Consider the following 25085-nt stretch of genomic DNA (forward strand, 5'->3'; position numbering starts at 1 on the left):
GCGGAATAAAGGCGTTTGTTTGCGCTAAGTTGCGAGTTGTTTGCGGTATACCGGATATTGTTTGCGCAATCCGATAGTTTGTTTGCAGAATAGCCGCAACCAACAAAAAAACCCCTTCACCGACGCGAAGGGGTTCCACTTATTTATTCGAATGTAATACGGGCTACTGTTTCTTTATCAAGCTTTTTGATCACTTCGATGATCAGCTTCACTGCGTTTTCGTAATCGTCGCGGTGCAGGATGCCTGCGTGCGAGTGGATATAGCGTGTCGCTACGCCGATCGCCAAAGCGGGTACGCCGTTTGCCGTCAAATGGATCGATCCGGCATCTGTTCCGCCGCCCGCAATCGTTTCGAACTGATACGGGATGCCGGCTTCTTCGGCAGTATCCACAACCAGTTCGCGCAAACCGCGATGGGAGACCATTGAGGCGTCGAACAACAATAATTGCGGACCATCGCCCATTTTGCTGTTGGATTCCTTGCTGGTGATTCCCGGTGTATCGCCGGCAATGCCTACGTCTACTGCGAATCCGATATCCGGCTGGATTTGAGCGGTCGCCGTTTTAGCGCCGCGCAAACCGATTTCTTCCTGGACCGTACCCACTCCGTAAACGACGTTCGGATGGTCGACGCCTTTCAATCCTTTTAGGACATCAATCGCAATCGCACAGCCGATACGGTTATCCCAGGCTTTCGCCATCAGCAGTTTTTCATTGTTCATCACCGTGAATTCAAAATACGGTGTGACCATGTCTCCTGGAGTGACTCCCCATTCCTTCGCTTCTTCGCGTGTCGATGCACCGATGTCAATGAACATATCTTTGATCTCGACAGGTTTCTTACGCGCTTCCGGCGATAGGATATGCGGCGGTTTCGAACCGATTACACCCGTGATTTCCTTGCCTTTGCGAGTAGTGATGGTCACGCGCTGCGCCAGCATCACCTGTGACCACCAGCCGCCTACCGGTTGGAATTTCAAAAAGCCTTTTTCATCGATTTGAGTAATCATGAATCCGACTTCATCTAGATGGCCAGCGACCATAATTTTGGGTCCGTCAGCCAGTCCTTCTTTTTTCGCAATCAAACTTCCCAAACCATCTGTTTCAATCGAGTCGGCAAATGGCGCTATGTATTTTTTCATGACTTCACGCGATTGGCGCTCATTTCCGGGAATGGCGTTCGCATCCGTCAATTCTTTTAACATCAATTGTGTTTCATCCAAATTAGACATTATTTCGACCTCCTAAGTAATTCATTGCTTACCTATTATAGTGCAATTCTGAACAGTTATCAAAACATTCATTCTATCAATAACCGTTACGCTGGCGGTCATAATTGGTTTTGTTCTTTTGGATATAAGCTTCAAGCACTTCGTCATAAGTGAATTCCAGCGCCAACGCCAATCCCCCGTAGCAACTCCAGATCTCCATAAAATTGGTCATCGAATAATTCTCCAGAAATTCCTGTATGGCTTTTTGCGTCAGCAGGAACAACTCCGTCAAATCTTTTTCTGCCACTGGGTCCGGCCAAATCTCCAGCGAGTTCAAATCTTTTTCGATCCCAAGCGACAAAAGGAAGTGGATTGAATCGACGTATTCCTCCAAAATGACAGATCGCTCAGAAGGGCCTTTCGTGCTCCAAAACTTGAAGCAACGTGTTTCATTCGCCAGTTCCGCCAATTCCACTAATAAAGCCAAGCCCTTTTTGCGAAAAACATCTTCATTGATTTCCTGGTTTGATTGGATAAAGCGATCCAGTTCTTCCTGCATGTTGAATAATTCCTGCAATTTCATAAAAATCTCTCCTTTTAATAGAATAAATCTTGAAACCAAACTACTTTTCACTCGTATAATAACTAGTAGGACTATGTAACCTAGGAGGTAATTCAAATGGCTTTTCTCATACGCCTCATTGTACTGGCATTGATCATCTACTTATTTTACCGATTGATCCGTTATATCGTAGATCCTAAAAGGAAATTGGATGCCGCTCTTGAATCAGGAACCTATTATTTTCTGGATGACGTGAAAAATGTGCAGAAAAACTTTTTCATTGCGCTTCGCGGCGTGCTGTTCGAAGGTGAAAAATACTTGGGCACTACTGAAAATTCATTCGAAGTGGTTTCCATTTTTGTATGGGTGGAAAATCCCGATAAATTACAGGGCTTCACAAAAGAAGATTTCCAATTTCTCGAAAAGGAAATCTTGATGAACTATCCGGAAGCCCGCATCAACTGGAAAAATCCGATTGAACGTTTAATGAAGCAAGAAGAATGAGCCGGGCACTCACCCAGTATAAAAGTTCTGGTAGCTCCAGATGAGAATGGCAATATCCAGCATCGCCAATACTAAAAAGCCGATTCGGAAGTTGGTGTGCTTGGTTTTATGCCGAAACGCCATCATGCCCAAATAGGCGCCGATACCGCCGCCGAAAATCGCCACAGCCCATAGATTTTTTTCCGGAATCCGCTGACCGCGGCGTTGGGCCTGGTGTTTGTCGACCTTCATCATCGCAAAGGCCATCACCGTTAAAATTGCAAAATAGCCGAAGATAATAAAAAACATCGTGTTTTCCTCCATAAGAAAAGACTGACGAAGATTCGTCAGTCTTTTTTATTGTTTCGCTAAACGCCTGAGCATTGCAGCTTTCTAGTTGTGTGATGGTCTATGGGCTGTTCTGGACATGCGCTTACGCTTTTATTACGATCTAGCTTCAATGACCTGCTCCTCGGGTCATAAGTTGCCCTTCCTATGCGGCAAAAAGCGCCGCTTCGGAAGTTCATCTTATGCCTGTCGGAGCATAACGGTCATTTCAGCTTTTATTACGATTTAGCTTCAGCGCCTAGCCCCTCGGGGTCTTAAGTCAGCCCATCTATGCGGCAAAAAACGCCGCTTCGATGGTCCGCCTTAAGCCTGTCGGGCCTGGACAGGCGCTTACGCTTTTATTACTTAGCTACTGCTTGCTTCGCTTGGTCAACCAATGCTGTGAATGCAGCTGCATCAGATACAGCGATTTCAGCTAGCATTTTGCGGTTGATGTCGATGCCCGCAACTTTCAATCCGTGCATAAGACGGCTGTATGAAATGTCGTTCATGCGAGCTGCTGCGTTGATACGTGTAATCCATAATTTACGGAAATCACGTTTTTTGTTGCGACGGTCACGGTAAGCATAGTTACCTGACTTCATTACCTGTTGGTTTGCTACTTTGAAAAGGATGTGCTTTGCACCATAATAACCTTTTGCTAATTTAATGACCTTTTTACGACGCTGGCGCGTCACTGTTCCACCTTTTACGCGTGGCATATCACATTACCTCCTGCTGAATATATAAAATTCGATTTTTGTTCGGTCTTGTCCAGACTCCAACGGGCCAACTCCTCGGTCTTAAGCTGCCCTTCCTGTGCGGCAAAAACGCCGCTTCGGAAGTTCATCTTAAGTCTGCCGGAGCTGAACGGCCGTTTTCGCTTTTCGTTTTTACTTCATGTTATAGATTAATGATTTGATGCGCTTCAAGTCGCCTGAAGAAACTAATTTCCCTTTGCGAAGTTTACGCTTTTGCTTAGTTGATTTGTTTGCAAATAAGTGGCTAGTATGTGAGCTGTTGCGTCTTACTTTACCAGTACCCGTTTTTTTGAAACGTTTTGACGCACCGCTGTGGCTTTTCATTTTCGGCATTTCGAATTCCTCCTAAACAATGATCTCTTATTCTTTTTCGTTGACTGGTGCAAGCATCAAGAACATGCTGCGACCATCCATTTTAGGGCGCTGTTCAACCGTAGCAACTTCTTTGCACGCTTCTGCGAAACGTTCAAGTACACGTTGTCCGATTTCTTTGTGCGTAATCGCACGGCCTTTAAAACGAATAGAAGCTTTCACTTTGTCGCCTTTTTCAAGGAACTTGATCGCGTTGCGAAGTTTCGTGTTGAAATCGTGATCGTCAATTGAAGGGCTTAAGCGTACTTCTTTGACGACTATCACTTTCTGATTTTTACGGATTTCACGATCTTTCTTCTGCTGCTCAAACTTGAATTTACCATGGTCCATGATACGAGCAACCGGCGGCTTAGCTTGAGGAGCCACAAGAACAAGATCCAAGTTGACACGAGCTGCAATTTCAAGTGCTTCGTTACGTGTTTTGATGCCAAGTTGTTCACCGTTTTGATCAATAACTCGCAACTCACGTGCACGAATACCGTCATTTACATTAATGTCTTTGCTAATAGTAATCCACCTCCGGATAGTGTCGCGAATAGCTTAAATGTGTGAACCGGCCGAACCGGTTTACAGGGTTCCGATCAAAACAAAAGCGGATGGACCACAGAGGTCCACCCGCAAATATGACAACACGCTTCTTTCTGCGTGTAAAAGTCAATCGTGTATACCTGCCAACAATCGGTCGATCAGGTGAGAAGCGGGTGCTCCTGCTTGCACATATAAGTATTCTATAACCTTATTCATAGTATCACGTGCCTCAGGACCTGTCAACCATTCTAGCGAAGTTCGCTTTGAACCAGTTTTACAAAGTCATCAAAAGCCATGCTTTCGGATTTCTGTTCGCCGTATTTACGGACATTTACAGAACCATCTTCCAGTTCTTTATCGCCGATGACAAGCATATAAGGCACTTTCTGCATCTGTGCTTCACGGATCTTATAGCCGAGCTTTTCGTCACGCTCGTCGATATCCACGCGAATTTTGTGGTTCTGCAGTTTTTCCTGCAGCTCTTTTGTATAAGCACTGTGTGCATCGAGCGATACTGGAATCATCTCCACCTGAACCGGTGCAAGCCATGTCGGGAATGCTCCTTTGTATTCTTCGATCAGGAATGCGACAAAACGCTCCATTGTTGAAACGACTCCACGGTGGATAACGACCGGACGATGCTGTTTGCCGTCCTCGCCGATATACGACAGGTCAAAACGTTCCGGCAGAAGGAAATCAAGCTGGACAGTCGACAACGTTTCTTCTTTGCCAAGAGCTGTCTTCACTTGAACATCCACTTTCGGTCCGTAGAACGCGGCTTCGCCTTCAACTTCTGTATAATCGATTTCCAACTCATCCATCGCTTCCTTCAGCATGGCTTGTGCACGGTTCCACATTGCATCATCGTCAAAGTATTTTTCTTTATCCGCTGGATCACGGTAAGACAAACGGAATGAATAATCTTTGATGTCAAAATCCTTGTAGACGTCAACCACCAGATTGACGACGCGTTTGAATTCTTCCTTGATCTGGTCTGGACGGACAAAGATGTGAGCATCATTCAATGTCATTCCGCGGACGCGCTGCAATCCGGACAAAGCACCCGACATTTCATAGCGGTGCATCAATCCCAGTTCCGCAATACGGACCGGCATCTGGCGATATGAATGGATGCCTTGTTTGAAAATCATCATGTGATGCGGGCAGTTCATCGGGCGCAGCACCAATTCCTCATTATCCATTTTCATGACTGGGAACATATCGTCCTGGTAATGATCCCAATGTCCGCTTGTTTTATACAATTCCACGCTGCCCATTACTGGAGTGTAGACGTGGTCATAGCCCAAACGCTCTTCTTTATCGACAATATAACGTTCGATGATGCGGCGGATTGTCGCGCCTTTTGGTAGCCACATCGGCAAACCTTGTCCGACTTTTTGAGAGTTCATGAATAAATTCAGTTCTTTCCCGATTTTGCGGTGGTCGCGCTCTTTCGCTTCCTCCAGCATTTCAAGATGAGCTTTCAAATCTTCTTTTTTGAAAAAGGCAGTTCCGTAGATGCGCTGAAGCATTTTGTTGTCGCTGTTCCCTCTCCAATAGGCACCAGCAACGCTCAATAATTTAAACTCTTTCAATTTGCCTGTTGATGGCACATGAATGCCTCGGCAAAGGTCGAAAAAGTCGCCCTGTTCATAGATGGACACTTGGTCATCTTCGGGAATCGCTTCAAGAAGTTCCAATTTATACGGATCCTCAATAGCCGCGAATCGTTTTTGTGCTTCTGCACGAGTCACGTCATGGCGGATGATTTCGACATTTTCATTGATGATTTTCTTCATTTCTTTTTCAATCAACGGCAAATCTTCTGAAGTGATCGCTGTCTCAGTATCGATATCATAATAGAAGCCATTTTCGATAACTGGACCGACACCCAGCTTCGCATCCGGATACATCCGCTTGATTGCCTGTGCCAATAGATGCGCAGTGCTGTGGCGCAGAACTTCCAGCGCCTCATCTGATTCAGGTGTGATGATGGCGATTTCCCCATCTTCCTTCAATGGTGCACGCAAGTCGACCAAATTGCCGCCAACTTTTCCGGCCAATGCTTTTTTGCGCAATCCCGGACTGATGGATTGTGCGATTTCTTCAGTAGTTGTGCCTTGTTCAAACTCTTTTACTGCCCCATCAGGGAATTTCAGTTGAATCATGTCTGCCATGCCAATCTCTCCTTTTAATTAGATCTGTTGGAAATGCCTCTGCCACAGGGTCTGGCCGGGCATTTCCGTTTTTCGTTGTCCAGCTCCAGCGGCTAGAACCTCGGGGTCTTAAGTTAATCTGAATCCAGTTACAGTGCCTAGCTCTTCGGGATGTAAGCCACTCTGGCTGTGCGGCTGAACACATGCCACTTCGCCAGACCCTCTTACACCTGTCAGAGCTGGACAGGCACTTTCACTTTTTAGCCTGTGCGGCAAAACCGCTTCGGCAGCTCACCTTAAGCCTGTCGGTTCTGAACAGCCGCTTCCGCTTTTCTTTGTCCAGCTTCAGCGGCCTGCTCCTCGGGTCATAAGCTGTCCTTCCTATGCGGCAAAAGCGCCGCTTCGGAAGTCCATCTTATGCCTGTCAGAGCAAAGCGGCCATTTCCGCTTTTCATTGTCCAGCTGCAGCGGCCAGGTTCTCGGGTCATAAGCCAACCCAACTATGTGGCAAAGAACGCCACATAGCCGGTCTGTCTTACGCCTGTCGAACCTTGACGGCCGCTTCCGCTTTTCTTTTTTCTCCACACAAAAAAGCCCCATCCCAAAAGGGACGAAGCTTTAGCTCGCGGTTCCACCCTTCTTCTATTCAAAACGGACAGATCCGTTCGGAATGAAGCTCTGCATCGGCTAACGGGCCGGTTCCGTCAGCTGTTACTGAGGAGACTGTTCACAGCTGCTGCTCGAAGGGGGTAAGCGGGATTGCCGGTACTTAAGAAGCTTGCAGCCAGGGCTTCTCTCTCTGAAAGTCGTACAAATCCGCTCATGTCCTTGTCTAGGCATGTAAAATCTTGGTTCGATTGTTTTTACTATAAACCGAAACGCCGTAAAACGCAATAGTTCCGGAGCTTAATTTCGTCGGTTGCGGCCGTCGAGCTTAACCGGTGTGGTCAACGCACGGATCCGCTCCATGATGCGCGCAGCTTTCAAATCTTCTTTTTCGCCGCGCTGTGAATAGGTCAGATGGTATTCCAGTTCGGAATAGCTGAAATTCGACGACATGAAAGTCGGCAGTTTTTCGGACATCCGGTAATGAAGGATCGTCCCCAGAACTTCATCACGGGTCCAGCTCGACATCGCTTCCGCTCCGATATCATCAAGCATCAGGACATCCGCTTTTTTGACGTAGTCGACTTTTTCCTGCAAGGTCTGGTCACCGATCGCCTGTTTCATTTCACGCATGAATTCAGGAACGAAGACCAGTACGGATTTAACATTGATCTCCGCCAGTTCATTAGCTACTGCACTGAGTAAATACGATTTGCCGATACCGAATTGCCCATAAAGGTATAATCCTTTTTCAGGCAGGTTGTCAGGGCCAGTCGCCTGATCCAGGAAATCACCGACTGCGCGGAATGCTTCCATGCGGCTATCGTCCAAATCAAATCCGGATAGCGTCGCCTGCATGACTTCTTTCGGCATATACATGCTGTGGATCAAAGAAGAAGCATGGCGTTTATTGTCGTTGACGTCTTTCAAGCGGCATTTGGTATAGGAGATGCCGATATTTCCCCGTTCCAACACCAGGTTCGGTTCGAAGCCTTTTAGATGGTTGATGCAAGCGCCCAAGCTTGGGCATTTATTGCAATCATGGGACTGGTCGATATACTCGTATAGCTTCCCCAGTCCTTTATCGATGGTAGCTGTGTCAATTTCCTCAGCATGGTCTTCCAGGAATTTTTGGACACCTGGGTGTTCCAGTACTTCCTTGCGCATTTCACTATAACGCTCAGAGAAAGCAGGCGCATTGACCACACGTTTTAACGTTTCGCGAATCGGTTCCATTTAACCACCTTTTCCTTTCTTAAGCGCAAGTTTCGCAAGAAGTTTTTGCTTCTCCACTTCCAGGCTTTCGTTTCTAGGCTCTGTCTTGGCGGCTGGCGCCTCATCTTTTTTATGGAACCATTCCGGCAGCTTTTCTTCACGCACCGGTTTTCGGTTGCCATTGCTGGTAAACGGTTTGGCCACTGTTGTGGGCGAACCTTCCGACTTCCATTTCATATACTGCGTATGCTCAACTCGCGCAAGCTCGATTGCTTCTTTAGCAGTGGTGACGTTCTTCCGCAGCCAATGAGAAGCGATTTTTTCCACATAGGCCTTGGTCAGTTTCATATCGGTGCGCAGCAGGACATATTGAAGCAAGACATTGACGACAGCCGGCTCCATGCCATGGGTGACGACCAATTGATTGGCAAGCTGGACATCAGCAGGCAGCGGTTCACTGCCATCAGCAATATCGCGCAGGACTTGGATTGGCGGTGCTGTCTCCAAGTAAACAAGCAATTCGTCCTGTTTTGTTTTCGGTGTTCCTTCTGTCAGCTTCGGCGCTTCTTTATGGACTTGTACAAGTTGTGGTGCAGTGGTCGAAACCGTCAGCTTATAATATTCGGATGCCGATTTCTTCAGGCCTTCCACCGTCAACGTATAATCGTCTTCAATGGCCAACAAGATGACCTTCTGCATCTCCAATGGTCCCCATCCATACAAGTAAGCCAATTTGGGGATGAAATCTCTGATAGTTGCAGTCAGTACTCTTTTCGGAACAAGCTGCTCCGATAACCCTTGCCGGAGAAGTCCGAAATCAAAATCGGAATCGGCTTCGTAGCCGCCTTTTTCCCGTCTCTGCAGATCCTGCTTTTCAGCCGGATAGCCTGCTTTCGCATGAACCGGCTGGAAAATATCCGTAAAGGTCCGTGACACTTCTTTAAAATCAGAAGGAATTTCATTGTGCACCACAAAACGGTCCCGTACCCGCCGGTAAGACGTTTCGCCAATTTTACTGAACAGGAACATCGATAAGAGAGGATCCATAAAAAAGGTTTTCGGATCGAGCGGCGGACATAATTCATAGATGAAGCAGCGGTCGCCAGTGTCTTTCCGGTAGGTTTTCAGCAATCCGATCGCTTCCAGCTGAATTCTTGCTTCAAAGATTTTTGAAATGGGATTTCCCAATGTGTTCATCAATGTATAATGGGTGGTTTCATCCTTGGACGCTTCCCCTTCAGCCCAAAGCGTCAAGTAGAAGGCAATAGCTTCTGCCCCGACCATGGGCTGATACAGCAAAGTCAGCAGCTGCCGGTCATAATTCGAAAACGGATACGGCAACCGGATGCGATACGGATCGGCAGGCTGGAGTTCTTTATAAAATGCAGTCATAAGTCACCGCCTAGTCGATTTTCTTGTCTTCCGGACTTTTATTCAGCAAATCCTTCAGTTCGTCGATAAAAACAGTGATGTCTTTGAATTGGCGATACACAGAAGCAAAGCGCACGTAAGCCACCTCGTCAATTGCTGCCAGCCGGTTCATGACCAACTCCCCGACCTCTTCGGATTTCACTTCCGGATTGCCCGCCCGGCGAAGGTCTTTCTCAATCGTAAAGACCACTTCTTCCAATACTTCCAGAGATACAGGCCGCTTTTCACATGCGCGAATTAACCCACGCAGGACTTTTTCACGGCTGAACTCTTCACGCGAGCCGTCTTTTTTGACGACAATCAGCGGCATCTCTTCCACTTTCTCAAAAGTGGTGAAGCGATATCCGCATGATTCACATTCCCTGCGCCTTCTGATTGACTTCATTTCATCTATTGGCCGTGAATCGACAACACGTGTGCCGTTATGTTGGCAAGCTGGACATTTCATTTTGACATCTCCCTAAATTCTCTATCTAGTGTATCTAGTATAACAAAAATTCTTCGGGAAAATAGAAAAAGCAGAGGAATTTATCCCCTGCTTACTTTTTTTTGCTAAATGGATTATACAGTTACTGAAACTTTGGATTTCTCAACACTGACTGGACCCATACCGCGCGGAATTTCGACAAGCTCGCTTGAGGTTGACCCTAGCGCTTCTGCGATATACTTTGCTGCAATTGTAGGATCTAGGTCACCGCAAGTGTAAACATCTACACTGGCGTAGCCGTGTTCCGGGAAACTGTGGATGGTTAAGTGAGATTCAGAGATAATCACAACTCCGCTGACACCTTGTGGTGCGAATTTGTGAAAAGCTACCTCTCTTACTTCAGCTCCAGATTTGAGTGCTGCATCAACAAAAGTTTGTTCGATAAAATCCATATCGTTTAATTTGTCAAAATCACACTGCCAAAGTTCTGCAATTACGTGACGTCCCATTGTTTCCATGGTTCGTTTTCCCCCTTTGATATCATTTTGGTTTTTGCGCAAAATATTCAAAGTTGACTACCACGGGGGAAAGTTAGTCCAAAGAGGTCCTAACCCTTTAAGCAGTCATGTGAATAAAAAATCTTACGCTCCTAATTCCGAGATGCATGATGGAAATTCAGAAGTGGTAGCCGTTTTTCAACTACGATTCATAGTATAAAACGGATTTATTGTAAATGCAATAATAATATCTTATTAATCCTGAATTTTTTTCAATAAATTTTCCATAAAAAACCCCGGTTCTCCAGATAAAACCGGAGTACCGGGGTGAATAACCTTATTTAGAAACCAACACCAAAGCCTTTGCGACTTTTTTCGTCAAATCGATGACACGTGCGGAATATCCCCATTCATTGTCATACCAAGCCAAAACTTTCACTTTACGGCTTCCGATGACCATCGTAGACAATCCATCAACAATCGCCGATTTCGGATTGCTGTTGAAATCCACTGAAACCAATGGCTCCATCGTCAAACTCAAGATTCCTTCCAACCCATTTTCTGAGGCTTCTTCAAACGCCTGATTGATTTCCTCGATCGTCACATCTGTCTCCAGGTCGACAACCAGGTCAACCAGGGAGACATTCGGAGTCGGTACCCGCAACGCCATACCATGCAGTTTGCCCTGCAGTTCCGGCATCACCAGTGACAGCGCTTTCGCAGCACCCGTAGAAGTAGGGATGATCGATTGCGCGCATGCACGTGCACGTCGAAGATCTTTGTGGGGATTGTCCAGGTTCTGCTGGTCATTCGTATAGGAATGGATGGTGGTCATCAAGCCGTTTTCAATACCAAATTTGTCATGGAGCACTTTTACGACCGGTGCCAGGCAGTTGGTCGTGCAGCTCGCATTGGAAATGATGTCATGCTTATCGATATCCAATTTGTCGTCATTGACTCCCATGACAATCGTGATGTCCTCTTTTTTCCCGGGAGCCGTCAGAATCACTTTTTTAGCTCCTGCCTCCAAATGAAGCGCAGCTTTTTCACGAGCGTTGAACTTTCCGGTTGCTTCGATGACGATATCAATGCCCATTTCTTTCCATGGCAGATTCAATGGGTCGCGTTCACTTACCAATTGAACTCGTTTCCCGTTAACAATTAATGCATCTTCCTCTGAAGATACGTCACCAGCGAAGGTGCCGTGATTTGTGTCATACTTAATTAAATGCGCAAGGGTCTCAGCGGGATAAGTGGCGTTGACTGCCGTAATCGTGACATCATCCATCATTATCGCCTGTCTGAAAACCATACGGCCAATACGGCCAAATCCGTTAATTGCAATAGAAACTGTCATGTAGGAGTCCTCCGTTTATAATTAAGTTATACTCATGTTTTTAATTTCTTATATAGTATAACACAATTAACTATTTAGAGAACCTTAAAACAACAGATCTTTTATTCTTTTTCAGGGCTTGCCTGCCAATTCTCCAAAATTCTGTTTAATTGCCATTTCGTTTCATCCAGTGATCCGTTGTTATAGATGACGGCATCGGCTCCATCTTCTTTTACTGACATGGGCAACTGGGAACTGATGCGTGCCCGTGCCTCTTTTTCTGAAAAGCCATTCCGCTCCATTAGTCGGCTGAACTGGTTTTCTTCCGTCACGCTGACGACCAGAATTTTGTCTACCAGGTGCTGCAGGCGGCTTTCGAACAGTAAAGGAATGTCCATAACGATTGTCTTGAAGCCTTGCGCCAGAAATTCTTGGCGCTGCCGGTGCATTTCCTGACGGATTGCCGGATGGATAAGTTCATTCAATATTTTCCGGCTGGCCGGATCGTTGAAGATGATTTCGCCTACTTTTGCCCTGTCCATTGTCCCGTCTGCTTGTATCACGTCGGGGCCGAACGCCTGGGCTATCTGCGCCAGGGTCTCGGAGCCCGGTTCTACAACCAGACGGGCGACCATATCAGCATCAATGATCGGATAGCCTGCATTTTTCAGCATGTCTGATACGGTACTTTTCCCACTGGCAATACTGCCTGTCAATCCTATGATCATCATCCATCCTCATTTCTGGCATGCCGGGCAATAGACTGACGCCCGTCCTCCAATTTTTAAGGTCTTCGTCATCGTACCGCAAACCATGCACTGTTTTTTTCCGTACATAGCGAAACGGTTTTGCATACTGCCCGATTCACCATTGATATTCCGGTAATCTGATATCGTACTGCCCCCTGCTTCAATGCTTTCCAGCAAAATGGCGACAATCGCTTCAAATAACGCTACTTTTCGTTTCTTGCTGATGCGGCCGGCTGAACGCTTCGGATGAATCTTCATCTTGAAAAGTGCTTCAGTAGCATAAATATTGCCGCAGCCCGAAATGACCTGTCCATCCATGATGACTTCCTTGATCGCTTTGTTCTTATACTTCGGACTTTCTGCCATGATCAGGAAATGATCAAGCGCTACGGCTTCAAAAGGCTCCGGCGCCATCAGCAGCAAAGGCGGGAAATCTCCCTCTTCCTGCAATACCCTCATTTCCCCGAAACGGCGGATATCAGAAAAAGCCAGAAGGTTTCCATCGCTCAAGGTCAGCACCACATGGACATGGCGCCGGAATTTATCCTCTGGGATGGACTGGAGCTGGTCGACATAGAACCAGGCTCCGGACATCCCTAAATGGTTGACCAATAAAAATTCGTTTTCATTTCTTAAGGTAAAATAAATATACTTACTCCGTCGTTCGACACGGATGATTTGCGCCCCGACCAGGCTTTCGATGAAACGATCAGCTTCCATCCGTTTGATGATCGCTTCTTTGCCATTCGTTTTGGAAACACGGATGGTCTCTGAAACGCTTACTGCCTCTATTTTTTTCCCAATGGAAACAGGGCGGATCTGCCGAACGACACCTTCCACTTCCGGAAGTTCAGGCATATCGTTGCCCTCCTGTCATTTAGTATCGTACCAAGTATCGCCATGCGCGATGTCCACTTTCAATGGAACGCTCAGCTTCACTGCGTTCTCCATCACTTGAGGAACCAATTCCATCAACTTGTCCAGTTCTTCCGGCGGCGCTTCGAAAATCAATTCATCGTGCACCTGCAGCAGCATGCGCGTCTGCATGTCTTCGCGCTCCAACGCGGCATCCATATCGATCATCGCTTTTTTGATGATGTCCGCTGCACTACCTTGTATCGGCGTATTCATGGCGGTGCGCTCTGCAAAACTGCGCAAGTTGAAATTCGAGCTGGTGATGTCCGGCAAATAACGCCGGCGATTCATCAAGGTCGTGACAAACCCGTCACGCTTGGCATCCGACACTATATTGGTCATATAGCTTTTGACGCCTGGGAAGCTGGCGAAATAACGTTCGATGAATGCCGCTGCTTCTTTGCGGGTGATATTCAGGTTTTGGGACAAGCCATAATCACTGATGCCATAGACAATCCCGAAATTGACGGCTTTTGCTGCGCGCCGCATGTCTCCGGTCACTTCTTCTTCAGGGACATGGAAAACATCACTGGCGGTTGTCGTATGGATATCGCGGTCATCTTTAAAGGCCTGGACCAAACGTTCGTCTTCCGACATATCTGCAAGGACACGCAATTCGATCTGCGAATAATCGGCCGCAACCATCACCCAGCCCGGTTCGGAAGGTACAAAAGCTTTACGGATCTTGCGGCCTTCTTCAAGGCGCACAGGGATGTTCTGCAGGTTCGGATTGGTCGAACTGAGTCGGCCTGTTGTCGTCAGTGCCTGCTGGAAACGCGTATGGACTTTGCCGTCCTTATGGATTTCCTTCAATAAACCTTCTATATAAGTAGAGAGCAGTTTGCCTAATTGGCGGTACAGCAGGATATGCGAAATGATTTCATGCTGGCCTTCCAGTTTTTCCAGAACATCGGCTGCTGTCGAGTAGCCTGTCTTGGTTTTTTTCAATGGCGGCAATCCCAGGTTTTCAAACAGCACCACACCCAATTGTTTCGGGGAATTGATGTTGAATTGCTGTCCGGCCAAGCTGTAGATATCCGACTCGATTTTCTCCAGCTTATGGGACAACTCCTTGCCCATTTCGGATAATTGGTTGCGGTCGACCATAACGCCGAGCGATTCCATTTGGCCCAAAACCGTCGCAAGTGGAAGCTCCAATTTATCGTATAGATCGAATTGCTCGTTGTCTTCGAGTTTTTCCATGACCAGCGGACGCACTTTCCAGATGGTGCGCGCTTTTCTGGCAATGTGCTCGTTGAGGATCGATGCTTCAGGCACTTTCTTCTTTGCACCTTTTCCATAAATCTGTTCATTAGTCGAGACATCGGCATAGCCATATTCCTGGACGATGCTCGCCATATCGGTGTAGGTCAACGATGGATTAACAATATAAGCACCCAACATCAAGTCGAAATCGACGCCCTTCAATTCAATGCCGCAGCGCAGAAACGCTGCCGTCGCTGCTTTGGAATCCGCCATGAATTTTTTCTTCGACGGGTCTTTGAACCAGGCACGGAATTCCTCCGACTGGTCAACGACATCCATCGGAATCACATAGGTTTCCGATTCTGTGGACAACGAAACCCCAAGCAGGTCGCAACTATGGTAATGCTCGTCGTACAGCTCCAGATGTACCGCCATCTCATCTTTCAAGATTTCCGGATCGATGCTCGCCAGCACCTCGAATTCCAGCTCTTCTTTGACGGTCTCTTCTGCCGTGTATTCCATTTTTTCCAATAAAGATTTAAACGCCAGTTCATTCCAAACCTTCACCAATTCGTCTTGATCAGGCCCTGCATAGCTCAATTCCTCGATTTTGATGTCGATCGGTGCATTGCGTTCGATTGTCGCCAGTTGTTTACTGATGTAGGCAAGGTCTTCATTGGCGACCAATTTTTCTTTCATCTTGCCTTTTTGTTGATCAATGGCTTCGTATACCCCTTCAACCGAGCCATGTGCTGCCAATAGTTTCAGCGCTGTTTTTTCGCCCACACCCGGGACACCGGGGATATTGTCGGACGCATCGCCCATCAGGCCCTTCATATCAATAATTTGGTTAGGCGTAAGGCCGTATTTCTCTTTGATATGCTCAACCGTGTACTTCTCGATATCGGTGATGCCTTTCCGCGTTATGTAAACCGTTGTGGAAGGTGAAGCCAATTGCGTCAAATCTTTGTCTCCTGAAATGACCACCACCTCGTCGCCTTCCCGCTCCGCTTCCAGGCTCAAGGTACCGATGATATCGTCCGCCTCGTAATTTTCCAATTCGTAGCGCTTGATCCGGTAAGCGTCGATCAACTTCTTCAAATAAGGAAATTGTTCCGACAGCTCAGGCGGCGTTTTTTGCCGTCCCCCTTTGTATTCACTGAAGGTCTTGTGGCGGAAAGTCGTTTTCCCCGCGTCGAAAGCCACGATCATGTGCGTCGGCTTTTCTTCCTCCAATACTCTTTGGAGCATCATCGTAAATCCATATACCGCATTCGTGTGAATGCCGCTTTCATTGGTCAACAGCGGCAAGGCGAAAAACGCACGATATGCCAAACTGTTCCCATCTAATAAAAGTATTTTCTTTGCCACAAAATTACCCCTTTCCATAAAAAAAGCCGTCATTCCCTTTATTTTACCACGCGGGCAAATAGAAGAGAAATGACGGCCGCAGCCTTATTCGAAATTACCGGATAGGATATCCGCGTATGGTGAATCCGACGGCAGAATAATCACCGTATCGTCACCGATTGTTTTCTTATAGGATTCCAATGAACGGTAGAGTTCATAGAATTCCGGATCTTTCGAAAAGGATGCGTTGTAGATTTTAGCAGCTTCCGATTCACCTTCCGACTGGATCAGCGCGGCTTCCTTGCGTGCAGTCGCAATCACTTCCTGCGCTTCACGGTCAGCCTGTGCTTCGATTTCACGTTTTTTCGCATCTCCCTGGGATAAGTAATCCTGAGCTGTGGAATCACGTTCTGAGATCATCCGCGTGTAAACCGATTGCTCGTTTTCTTCCGGCAAATCCGTCCGTTTGATGCGAACATCCATCACCCGGATACCGTATTGGTCTTTTTCCAGCAATTCATTGACTTTCGCTGTAACATTATCGTTCAAACTGCCGCGGGAAGAATTTTCATCGTTGATGATTTCATCGTAATTCAATTGTCCAAGCTCTGTCCGGACCACAGAATAAATGAATTCCTCCATCCGGCTTTCAGCATTGACAATTGTTCCGGCATTCGAAATCAACTCAAGCGGATTCACCACATGCCATACCGCATAATTGTCGATGATGATGCGCTTTTTGTCTTTCGTATTGATTTCCGCTTCCGAAACGTCATAGGTCATTTGGTAGTTCGGCAAGGTTGTGACACTTTGGATAAATGGGACTTTCATTTTGATGCCCGGTTCTTCCTGGATTTTCACGACTTCTCCAAACTGGCGCACGACCCGGTATTCATTTTCCTTTACGATGTACACATTCGTCAGGACGATGAGAAGAAGAGAGAATGCTACAACCAGCCCGACAATCAATTTCCAGTATTTCTTGAAGTCAATCGGATCTTTCGGTTCTTTTTTCTTTTTTGGTTTCTCATATGGATTGTATTTCTTTACTTCAGTTAAGGGTTTGTTCGGTTCCATCAGTTGCCGCCCCCTTCTTCTTCTGTCTCAGCCGCTGGTGGGACGGCGGTCTGGAGTCCATCAAGCGGCAAGTATTTCATCGTGCCGCCTTCATCGTTCATGATGTACAATTTAGCGTTCGGCAGGACCGACTCCAATGTTTCCATGATGATCCGTTGTTTGGTGACTTCCGGATTGCTTTCATACTCCACGAACAGTTTATCGAAAAGCGCTACGTCTCCAGTCGCCTGCTGAATCCGTGAGACTTTCTGTCCTTCTGCACGTGAATTGATGGCCGCTTTTTCACCGAGTGCTTCATTGCGTTTCTGGTTTTCGTATTTTCTTGCTTCATTGATTTTTGTGTTCATCGTTTCCCGGGCATCCGTTACATTGGTGAACGCTGCGCGTACTTCTTCGTTCGGCAGCTCCACGTCTTGAAGTTTGACCGCCAGGACCGTAATGCCGATATCGTATTTCTCAATTAATGAAGCAAGCAGATCGCGTGTTTCCGCTTCGATTTCCGCTTTACCGGATGTCAGTGCATCATCGATCAGCGAGCTGCCGATGATGGAGCGGATCGAGGCAGATGTTGCGTCATGGAGAATGTCCTGAGGCGCTTCTGCATTGAACAGGTATTTTTTCGGATCGGTGATTTTCCATTGGACCACCAAATCCGTCAGGACAATATTTTCGTCTCCTGTGATCATCTTGGTTTCTTTATCGAAAGCGACGATCTCGCCTTCTTCGTTTTGGTTATAGCCGAATTGCAGGCTATAGGTTTCTTTTGACAGGATCTCTGCTTTTTGGATCGGCCAAGGCATCTTGAAATGCAATCCTGCTTCGGTGACGGTTTCATTGGCTACACCAAACGTTATGATGACCGCCTGTTCCGATTCATCTACTGTATACCAGGAAGTGAAAACTGCGATCAGCAGAAGAATTCCGGCAATAGACAAACCAATCACCGCCAGCAATTTTTTTGTCGTCATGATGGGTCCCCCTTTTTCTTGTTACCCATTAATACGGAATGATATGGAAATAGTTTCATAAAAAAAGAAAAAGAGCCCGGGGAAGGGACTCTTTTTCAAATCATGCGGTTGAAGGGGGTTCTATTAAACCTTACCACCCGACTGTGAAGCTGGTGTTAAGCTTCTGTAAACTTACCATTGATTGTTCTTATACTTCTTGTAATAATTCACCTGGCGCGCTAGAAGATAGACTTTACGCTTCAAATGCTTATCTTTTTTATAGAAGAGCGGATTGCCATATTGGCCTTTTTTGATCAGACGCTTAATGTCTTTCTGAACTGCTTTGTTGTCGACGAAATTGCGCAGAACCGCTTTCGGTACGACAGTGAACAAGAAGTCTTCATTCAAATACGTTACGGGTTTATCCGTCTGATAAATTAAATCGTCGACAAAATACTCAGCCATATTGTGTCCGAGCGCTGTTACGTAATAGCTTGAGCGCCCTTGGCGAATATTCACTTCGAACACTTTGAATTTGTTATCGCGTGCATCGTATTTCAAATCGAAGTTCGCAAAGCCATTGTAACCGACGGCTTCCAGGAAATTCTGTAGCTTGACCATCATGTCTTTGTCAAAACGGGTGATCAGCGCTGTGTAATTCCCGATGGCCGTAACTGTATGCTCTTGTAAGACCACCTGCGCAAAAGTCACCAACTGCGTCTTCCCTTTGGAATTCGCATAGATGACTGAATCCCACATGTAGGTATCATCCCCAGGAATATAATCCTGGATGATCAATTCATCGCGGTACCCGCCTGCTTTGATCTGCTGGATCACTTCGTGCATTTCTTTCGGGCTTTCGACTTTATAGACTTTCTGCTGGCCCTCAAACTTGTTTCTGCTGTACTCGATGCCATTGCTCGGCTTGATGATGACCGGGAACATCATTTCTTCTTCAAATGGGACTTTCGAATTGCAGTCATAGAAGAACGTTGTCGGTGTCTCAATGCCATGCTCTTTGCAAAGATCATAGAAATTCGCTTTGACCTGCAGCTGATTCATCAAATCTTCATTAATATAATTAAAGACATAATGCTCGCGCAGAATTTTTGCATTTTCAATGATTAAGCGTACATAAAGATCGTTTGTTCCAATCAGCAAAAGGGTTTTGCCGGGAGCCCTGTACTTATCCGCAACATCGATCAGGATATCGGCGAACTGGGAATCGTCTGCCAATCCGGGATGCAGGTCAATCGTTTCGGTAATAGTGCTCAATGAGGTAAATGATAAATGTTCTTTACCGATCAAAATCGGCTTGATGCCATATGCTTCGTGAAACGAAATGGCCATATTATAAGCGTTCATGTCTGTTCCGACGATAATCGGTAAAAATGGGTGTTTAGTTTCCATACTTTCCTCCTAAATTAACTAGCCAAAGGCAAATAGATAGTAAATGTGGTGCCGACCCCAACTTGGCTGTCGACTTCCACTTTTCCATGATGTGCCTCGATTAAGTGTTTGACAATGGACAGCCCAAGGCCCGTGCCGCCTGAATTTCGGCTGCGGGCTCGATCGACGCGGTAAAAGCGCTCAAATAAACGTCCGATTTCTGAACTTTCTATTCCGATTCCTTGGTCTTCCACTTGAATGACGGCTTGCTCGTCTTTGATGAAAAGCCGGATGGTGATTTCGGTATGATTGCTTGAATATGTAACTGCATTGATCAAAAGATTCATAACCACTTGGATTAACCGGTTTGCATCCCCTAAAACAGTCACGGGTTTCACTTCCAGGTTCAGCCGAATGGACTTTTCGTCGAGCTTCGGCTGAATCATTTCCACCGCCCGGTTTATCGCAGCCTTCATGTCGGTTGGCTGCGCATTTACTTCAAAACCGCTCTGTTCTACATTGGATAAATCGAGCAGATCATTGATGAGCATCTCCAAACGATTGCTTTCCGAATGGACGATCTCCAGAAACGACAACAAAGTCTCAGTATCCTGATAAGCACCATCCAGCAGGGTTTCGGAAAATCCTTTAATGGATGTTACGGGTGTCCGAAGTTCATGGGAAACGTTTGCCACGAAGTCTTTGCGGATCTGCTCCAGCCTCTTCAATTCCGTAATATCATGAAAGACGATGACAATCCCCAGCCAGCGCTCGTGCTCTCCAATAACAGGGGCTCCGTAGACATTCAGGTTCTTCAATTTAAGCCCTGACAAAAATTCTATCTGAGCCCGGGAATGAGTTTCCATCATGAAGACATTCTCGATGAAATCCTCCAGTTCAGAAGGGACATGGATTTCTTTGTAGAATTTCCCCAAAGTATTTTCAGTAGATAAACCAAATTCATCCAGGAAGGGCTTATTGACAAGAGAAACGGCTCCTTGCTTGTCGATCATAATCAATGCACTGCCCATATTTTCAATCAGTGTTTTTAGGCGCTCCTGCTCCATGCCCCGCATTGCTGTGATTTCCTGAAGATTCCGGGCCAGCACATTGATGGTTCGGCTCAATTCGACACTGCCCAGTGCATTGGACTCCGAGGCCCGCGCCCGGTAATTGCCTTTGACCAACTCCATGGCGGTCTCAGTGGCATTTTCAATCGGCTGAATGTTCACTTCGATGATCCGGCTTCCGACAATAGCTGAAAAAAATAAAGCAACTGCAAATGTCAAAAATAGGATCATCCAAATATCGGTCTTGTCTTCGGCGCTTTCATAAATAGGTAGCACTTGAAGCATGACGATGAACAACCCGGCCAACATCATTCCGATCCATACCAGCAAGGTGGCCAGCAGACGATGCCGAAAGGATTTCATGAACTTTTCGGCTCCTCGAACTTATAGCCCAGCCCTCGAATCGTCTTAATGAAAGTCGGTTTTCGGCTGTTTTCCTCTATTTTATCGCGCAAATGGCTGATATGGACATCGACGATGCGCGTATCTCCCGCAAAATCGTATTTCCACACAGCACTCAGCAGTTGATCACGCGTCAATACCCGATTTTTGTTTTCCATTAAATACACCAGCAACTCAAATTCCTTCGGTGTAAATTCCAATTGTTCTTTATTGAGGAAAACTTCAAATCGATCAGGATAAACATCCAACTTCCCAAGAGAAATCGGTGCCGAGGAATCCTGTTGTGGCGTCGGAACGTTATTGGCTCTTCTCAAAACCGCTTTGATGCGTGCCACTACTTCCCTTGGGCTGAAAGGTTTGGTCATATAATCATCCGCTCCCAGTTCCAAGCCCAATACTTTATCAAATTCATCGCCTTTAGCCGTCAGCATGATAATCGGTATATTGACTTTTTGCTGGCGCAGCGATTTGCAGACTTCCACCCCGTCCATCGACGGCAGCATAAGATCCAGAACAATCAATGAAGGATTTTCGCTTAGAGCCAGTTCATATCCCTGTTTTCCGTCATTGGCGATAATGGTTTCAAAACCCGCCTGAACAAGGTTATAGGAAAGTAAGGTCGCAATTGAATGTTCATCTTCGATTATCAATATTTTCTTCAGCATTTTACATCCTCCACACTCAGTTTGAAACCCCCATCTCAAACCGCGTTAGATATTGCCTGTTGCAGGAGTCGTCAATTGCTCCACTACTTGCGGTGGATTGGCAGTAATTTGTCCTTGTATCGCGATATCGCCATTTTCATCGATCCCTTCAACTTGGACAATTATCTCATTGTGTTTGATATCCACTTCGACAACTTCCAACAGAAAATCGATTGTCGCATAATGATGGACAGGTTTCAAAAACTTCAGCTGCTGGCCGGTAATATAAGAACCGGGACCCGGTATATATTTGGAGACCGCAGAAGTCAGGATGCCCGTCAGCATGATATTCGGCACCACTGGCTTTTCGAAAGCGGTCTGCGCCGCAAAATCGTGTTGAATATACAGCGGATTGCTGTCATTTGTCAATCCCAGATAAAGAAGTAGATCTTTGTCCTCAATCTTTTCTGTGAGTTTCAATTTCTCGCCGATTTTGATATCTTCCACTCGCCGGCCTAGTTTTCGCTTTTTCCCAAGCAACAAACAACATCCCTCCATTTTCTTGATACCCCTATAGTATCAATTTAGCCAATGAAAGTGCAAGCGCCTAAGGTAGCAGGAATAGGATGTGCATAAATGAAAAGCGGAAAAAGAAAGCCTGCAATCAAAAAAACGGACAGGAAAATTCCCTGTCCGTCTTTAAGGATTATGCCAATACTTTCATTACCGCTTTCACTGAATCCGCTGATTGGTTCAACAACGCTTTTTCTTCTTCGTTCAAATCGATTTCAATGATTTTCTCAATACCGGCTGCTCCTAAAATTGTCGGTACACCCAGGTAAATGCCATCCAATCCATACTCGCCTTCCAAATAAGCAATGGATGGCAGGATGCGGCGCTGATCTTTGATGATTGCTTCCGCCATTTCAACCAATGAAGCTGCCGGTGCATAATATGCCGAACCGTTTCCAAGAAGGTTGACGATTTCCGCCCCGCCTTTTCTTGTGCGTTCCACAATTTCATCCAAACGCTCTTTGGCGATCATCGTCTCCAATGGAATTCCGCCTGCGTAGGAATAACGGACGAGCGGCACCATATCGTCCCCGTGACCACCCAATACGAATCCTGTGACGTCTTTAACCGACACGTTCAATTCTTCTGCGACAAATGTCCGGAAACGGGCAGAGTCAAGTACGCCAGATTGTCCGATTACACGTTCTTTCGGGAAACCCGATGCTTGGAAAACCGTATAGGTCATTGCATCAACCGGATTCGTCAGGACAATGATAGTCGTCTCCGGAGAATATTTTACAATATCCGCTGTAACAGCTTTCATTACTTTCTGATTGGTTTGGACCAGATCATCACGGCTCATGCCCGGCTTACGCGCAATTCCTGCAGTGATGATGACCAGGTCCGAGTCTTTGGTATCCTCGTAATTCGATGTACCCGATACACGGGCATCAAACCCTTGAACTGGACCAGCTTCGGCCATATCCAACGCTTTGCCTTTTGCCGGATTTTCCATGGGCGGAATATCCACTAAAACAACATCGCCCAATTCTTTTTGAGCCAACAGGAATGCCGTCGTTGCCCCTGTAAATCCTGAACCGATCACTGAAATCTTTTTACGTTTGAATGTCATGAACTATCTCTCCTTTAACAGTAGTTGAGTTGAAGTATAGCATCTACTTTCTATAGTCGCTTAGCCCGCTTCGGAATAAAGCGAAGACAATTGCTCCTGCGCAAGCGGCGCTAAAAACAGTTGATTAGTAAGATGCATGTTTACTTTCTTTACCCTAAAGGAAATGGACCAAAACAGTGGAGGTTCCCAAAGGAGCACCATCATGCACTAAGAGAAAGTCGATACAAAAAAAGGAGGGGAATCCCCCTCCTTTTCTTTAACTCTTATAGGTTTTTGATCAATTCATCAGCAAACTCAGAGCATTTCACTTCTGTAGCGCCGTCCATTAGACGTGCAAAGTCATAAGTTACAACTTTAGAAGCAATTGTTTTCTCCATAGAGTTTGTGATCATTTTAGCAGCTTCTCCCCATCCTAGGTGCTCAAGCATCAAGACGCCTGAAAGGATTAGAGATGAAGGGTTTACTTTATCAAGGCCAGCGTATTTAGGCGCTGTTCCGTGAGTTGCTTCGAAAATCGCATGTCCAGTATCGTAGTTGATGTTCGCTCCAGGAGCGATACCAATTCCGCCTACTTGAGCAGCCAAAGCATCAGAAATATAATCGCCGTTCAAGTTCATTGTTGCAACAACATCGAACTCGCTTGGACGTGTAAGGATCTGTTGTAGGAAGATATCAGCGATTGAATCCTTGATAAGGATTTTGCCTGAAGCAAGAGCTTCTTCCTGTGCTTTGTTCGCAGCGTCTGTACCTTTTTCATCTTTGATAGCATCGTATTCGTTCCACGTGAATACTTTATCGCCGAATTCCTGCTCCGCCACTTCATAGCCCCAGTTTTTGAAAGCTCCTTCAGTGAACTTCATGATGTTCCCTTTATGAACAAGCGTCAATGACTCACGGCCTTCAGTAATTGCATAGTTGATTGCAGCGCGCACTAAGCGTTTTGTTCCCTCTTCTGAAATCGGTTTGATACCGATACCTGAAGACTCAGGGAAACGGATGTTTTTAACGCCCATTTCGTCTTGTAGGAATGAAATCAATTTCTTCACTTCATCCGAACCGTTGGAATATTCAATACCAGCATAGATATCTTCAGTATTTTCACGGAAAATAACCATATCTGTATCTTCAGGACGTTTAACCGGTGAAGGTACGCCTTCGAAGTAACGGACTGGACGCAGGCAAGTGTACAAATCAAGTTCCTGGCGAAGTGCTACGTTCAATGAACGGATACCGCCGCCGATTGGCGTCGTTAAAGGTCCTTTGATGGCGATCAGGTACTCGCGGATCACGTCAAGAGTTTCTTCAGGAAGCCATTCACCAGTTTCGTCGAATGCTTTTTGTCCTGCAAGAACTTCTTTCCAGACAATTGATTTTTCACCGTTGAATGCTTTTGTTACCGCTTCTTCTAAAACGCGTGATGCTGCATGCCAGATGTCAGGTCCTGTTCCGTCACCGATAATATATGGGATTACTGCATTGTTGGGAACGTTCAAGACACCGTTTTCTACTGAAATTTTTTCGCCGTTAGTCATGTTTAATTTCCTCCTGTGGTCAAAGTCATAGGGCTGCACAGAGTGCAAGCCCTATGAGTTATATTTTTTTCTTCATGATGATAAAACGCTTCTTATCTTTCTTCAACTGGCACATACGTCTGCATGCCAGGCCCGATGTATTCCGCGCGCGGGCGGATCAGGCGGTTGTCCGCATACTGCTCAAGGATGTGAGCCAGCCAGCCGGATGTGCGGGAAACCGCAAAGATCGGCGTGAACAGGTCATGTT

At 46.3% G+C, this 25085-nt stretch carries 25 protein-coding genes and 1 other annotated feature; of the genes, 1 reads left to right on the top strand and 24 read right to left on the bottom strand.

Translation table 11 applies throughout. The annotated features are described in order from the left end of the window. Positions 1 to 143 precede the first annotated feature (143 nt). Positions 144 to 1232 carry a M42 family metallopeptidase gene (locus tag Q0785_RS13350; protein ID WP_298830509.1) on the bottom strand — a complete coding sequence of 363 codons (1089 nt, stop codon included), beginning with the start codon at positions 1230 to 1232 and terminating at the stop codon, positions 144 to 146. A gap of 76 nt (positions 1233 to 1308) precedes the next feature. Continuing rightward, a complete protein-coding gene (locus tag Q0785_RS13355) occupies positions 1309 to 1794 on the bottom strand; it encodes a dUTP diphosphatase (protein ID WP_298830511.1) in 486 nt (161 codons plus the stop codon). A gap of 96 nt (positions 1795 to 1890) precedes the next feature. Here Q0785_RS13355 and Q0785_RS13360 point away from each other — a divergent pair, with 96 nt between their 5' ends. Continuing rightward, the gene (locus Q0785_RS13360; RefSeq protein WP_223638419.1) at positions 1891 to 2277 is read left to right on the top strand and encodes a sigma-w pathway protein ysdB; all 387 of its coding nucleotides are present in this window, start codon (positions 1891 to 1893) and stop codon (positions 2275 to 2277) included. Between the two features lie 9 nt (positions 2278 to 2286). Here the strand turns inward: Q0785_RS13360 and Q0785_RS13365 are convergent, their stop codons facing one another. The 22 genes from Q0785_RS13365 to Q0785_RS13470 all read right to left on the bottom strand — a co-directional run. Then, on the bottom strand, positions 2287 to 2565 hold the full coding sequence (locus tag Q0785_RS13365) for a DUF1294 domain-containing protein (protein ID WP_298830513.1): 279 nt from the start codon (positions 2563 to 2565) through the stop codon (positions 2287 to 2289). A gap of 380 nt (positions 2566 to 2945) precedes the next feature. Beyond that, on the bottom strand, positions 2946 to 3305 hold the full coding sequence (gene rplT, locus Q0785_RS13370; protein ID WP_146557605.1) for a 50S ribosomal protein L20: 360 nt from the start codon (positions 3303 to 3305) through the stop codon (positions 2946 to 2948). Positions 3306 to 3476: 171 nt separating this feature from the next. After that, positions 3477 to 3677 (bottom strand): 50S ribosomal protein L35, encoded by a 201-nt coding sequence (gene rpmI, locus Q0785_RS13375; RefSeq protein WP_006831131.1) that lies wholly within the window; start codon positions 3675 to 3677, stop codon positions 3477 to 3479. A 27-nt stretch (positions 3678 to 3704) separates the two neighbouring features. Then, on the bottom strand, positions 3705 to 4211 hold the full coding sequence (gene infC / locus Q0785_RS13380) for a translation initiation factor IF-3 (RefSeq protein ID WP_191716076.1): 507 nt from the start codon (positions 4209 to 4211) through the stop codon (positions 3705 to 3707). Positions 4212 to 4294: 83 nt separating this feature from the next. Continuing rightward, positions 4295 to 4435 (bottom strand) — a sequence feature (ribosomal protein L20 leader region). 57 nt (positions 4436 to 4492) lie between these two features. Further along, entirely contained in the window at positions 4493 to 6421 is a 1929-nt protein-coding gene (thrS, locus tag Q0785_RS13385; RefSeq protein ID WP_298830520.1) for a threonine--tRNA ligase, read from the bottom strand. An 885-nt stretch (positions 6422 to 7306) separates the two neighbouring features. Continuing rightward, positions 7307 to 8242, bottom strand: coding sequence for a primosomal protein DnaI (gene dnaI, locus Q0785_RS13390; protein WP_223638428.1), 936 nt, complete (start codon positions 8240 to 8242; stop codon positions 7307 to 7309). Continuing rightward, the gene (locus Q0785_RS13395; RefSeq protein ID WP_298830523.1) at positions 8243 to 9613 is read right to left on the bottom strand and encodes a DnaD domain protein; all 1371 of its coding nucleotides are present in this window, start codon (positions 9611 to 9613) and stop codon (positions 8243 to 8245) included. Positions 9614 to 9623: 10 nt separating this feature from the next. Beyond that, complete coding sequence (gene nrdR, locus Q0785_RS13400; protein ID WP_215098881.1) at positions 9624 to 10100, bottom strand: transcriptional regulator NrdR; 477 nt, start codon at positions 10098 to 10100, stop codon at positions 9624 to 9626. A 113-nt stretch (positions 10101 to 10213) separates the two neighbouring features. Continuing rightward, entirely contained in the window at positions 10214 to 10597 is a 384-nt protein-coding gene (gene speD, locus Q0785_RS13405) for an adenosylmethionine decarboxylase (RefSeq protein ID WP_191716028.1), read from the bottom strand. 316 nt (positions 10598 to 10913) lie between these two features. After that, entirely contained in the window at positions 10914 to 11933 is a 1020-nt protein-coding gene (locus Q0785_RS13410) for a glyceraldehyde-3-phosphate dehydrogenase (protein WP_298830527.1), read from the bottom strand. A gap of 101 nt (positions 11934 to 12034) precedes the next feature. Next, entirely contained in the window at positions 12035 to 12640 is a 606-nt protein-coding gene (coaE, locus tag Q0785_RS13415; RefSeq protein WP_298830529.1) for a dephospho-CoA kinase, read from the bottom strand. A gap of 9 nt (positions 12641 to 12649) precedes the next feature. Then, on the bottom strand, positions 12650 to 13519 hold the full coding sequence (mutM, locus tag Q0785_RS13420) for a bifunctional DNA-formamidopyrimidine glycosylase/DNA-(apurinic or apyrimidinic site) lyase (protein ID WP_298830531.1): 870 nt from the start codon (positions 13517 to 13519) through the stop codon (positions 12650 to 12652). A 15-nt stretch (positions 13520 to 13534) separates the two neighbouring features. Continuing rightward, positions 13535 to 16171, bottom strand: a complete 2637-nt coding sequence (polA, locus tag Q0785_RS13425) for a DNA polymerase I (RefSeq protein ID WP_298830533.1) — start codon at positions 16169 to 16171, stop codon at positions 13535 to 13537. Positions 16172 to 16237: 66 nt separating this feature from the next. Further along, positions 16238 to 17209, bottom strand: a complete 972-nt coding sequence (locus Q0785_RS13430) for a protease modulator HflC (RefSeq protein ID WP_298830536.1) — start codon at positions 17207 to 17209, stop codon at positions 16238 to 16240. Continuing rightward, entirely contained in the window at positions 17209 to 18177 is a 969-nt protein-coding gene (gene hflK / locus Q0785_RS13435) for an FtsH protease activity modulator HflK (RefSeq protein ID WP_298830538.1), read from the bottom strand. Before hflK ends, Q0785_RS13430 begins: the two co-directional genes overlap by 1 nt. Before the next feature lie 171 nt (positions 18178 to 18348). Continuing rightward, positions 18349 to 19566: a carboxylate--amine ligase gene (locus Q0785_RS13440; protein WP_298830540.1), complete on the bottom strand. Its 1218-nt coding sequence runs from the start codon at positions 19564 to 19566 to the stop codon at positions 18349 to 18351. A 14-nt stretch (positions 19567 to 19580) separates the two neighbouring features. Next, positions 19581 to 20978: a two-component system histidine kinase PnpS gene (pnpS, locus tag Q0785_RS13445; RefSeq protein WP_298830542.1), complete on the bottom strand. Its 1398-nt coding sequence runs from the start codon at positions 20976 to 20978 to the stop codon at positions 19581 to 19583. Beyond that, positions 20975 to 21682 (bottom strand): response regulator transcription factor, encoded by a 708-nt coding sequence (locus Q0785_RS13450; RefSeq protein WP_298830544.1) that lies wholly within the window; start codon positions 21680 to 21682, stop codon positions 20975 to 20977. Before Q0785_RS13450 ends, pnpS begins: the two co-directional genes overlap by 4 nt. A 45-nt stretch (positions 21683 to 21727) precedes the next feature. Next, a complete protein-coding gene (locus tag Q0785_RS13455; RefSeq protein ID WP_298830561.1) occupies positions 21728 to 22204 on the bottom strand; it encodes a MaoC/PaaZ C-terminal domain-containing protein in 477 nt (158 codons plus the stop codon). A 163-nt stretch (positions 22205 to 22367) separates the two neighbouring features. Next, a complete protein-coding gene (mdh, locus tag Q0785_RS13460) occupies positions 22368 to 23306 on the bottom strand; it encodes a malate dehydrogenase (protein WP_298830546.1) in 939 nt (312 codons plus the stop codon). Positions 23307 to 23569: 263 nt separating this feature from the next. Next, positions 23570 to 24838: an NADP-dependent isocitrate dehydrogenase gene (icd, locus tag Q0785_RS13465; RefSeq protein WP_298830548.1), complete on the bottom strand. Its 1269-nt coding sequence runs from the start codon at positions 24836 to 24838 to the stop codon at positions 23570 to 23572. Positions 24839 to 24930: 92 nt separating this feature from the next. Next, a partial coding sequence (locus tag Q0785_RS13470) for a citrate/2-methylcitrate synthase (RefSeq protein ID WP_298830563.1) occupies positions 24931 to 25085 on the bottom strand: 155 nt, incomplete at its 5' end.

The sequence above is a fragment of the uncultured Planococcus sp. genome, from assembly GCF_947501725.1.
Lineage (GTDB): Bacteria > Bacillota > Bacilli > Bacillales_A > Planococcaceae > Planococcus > Planococcus donghaensis_C.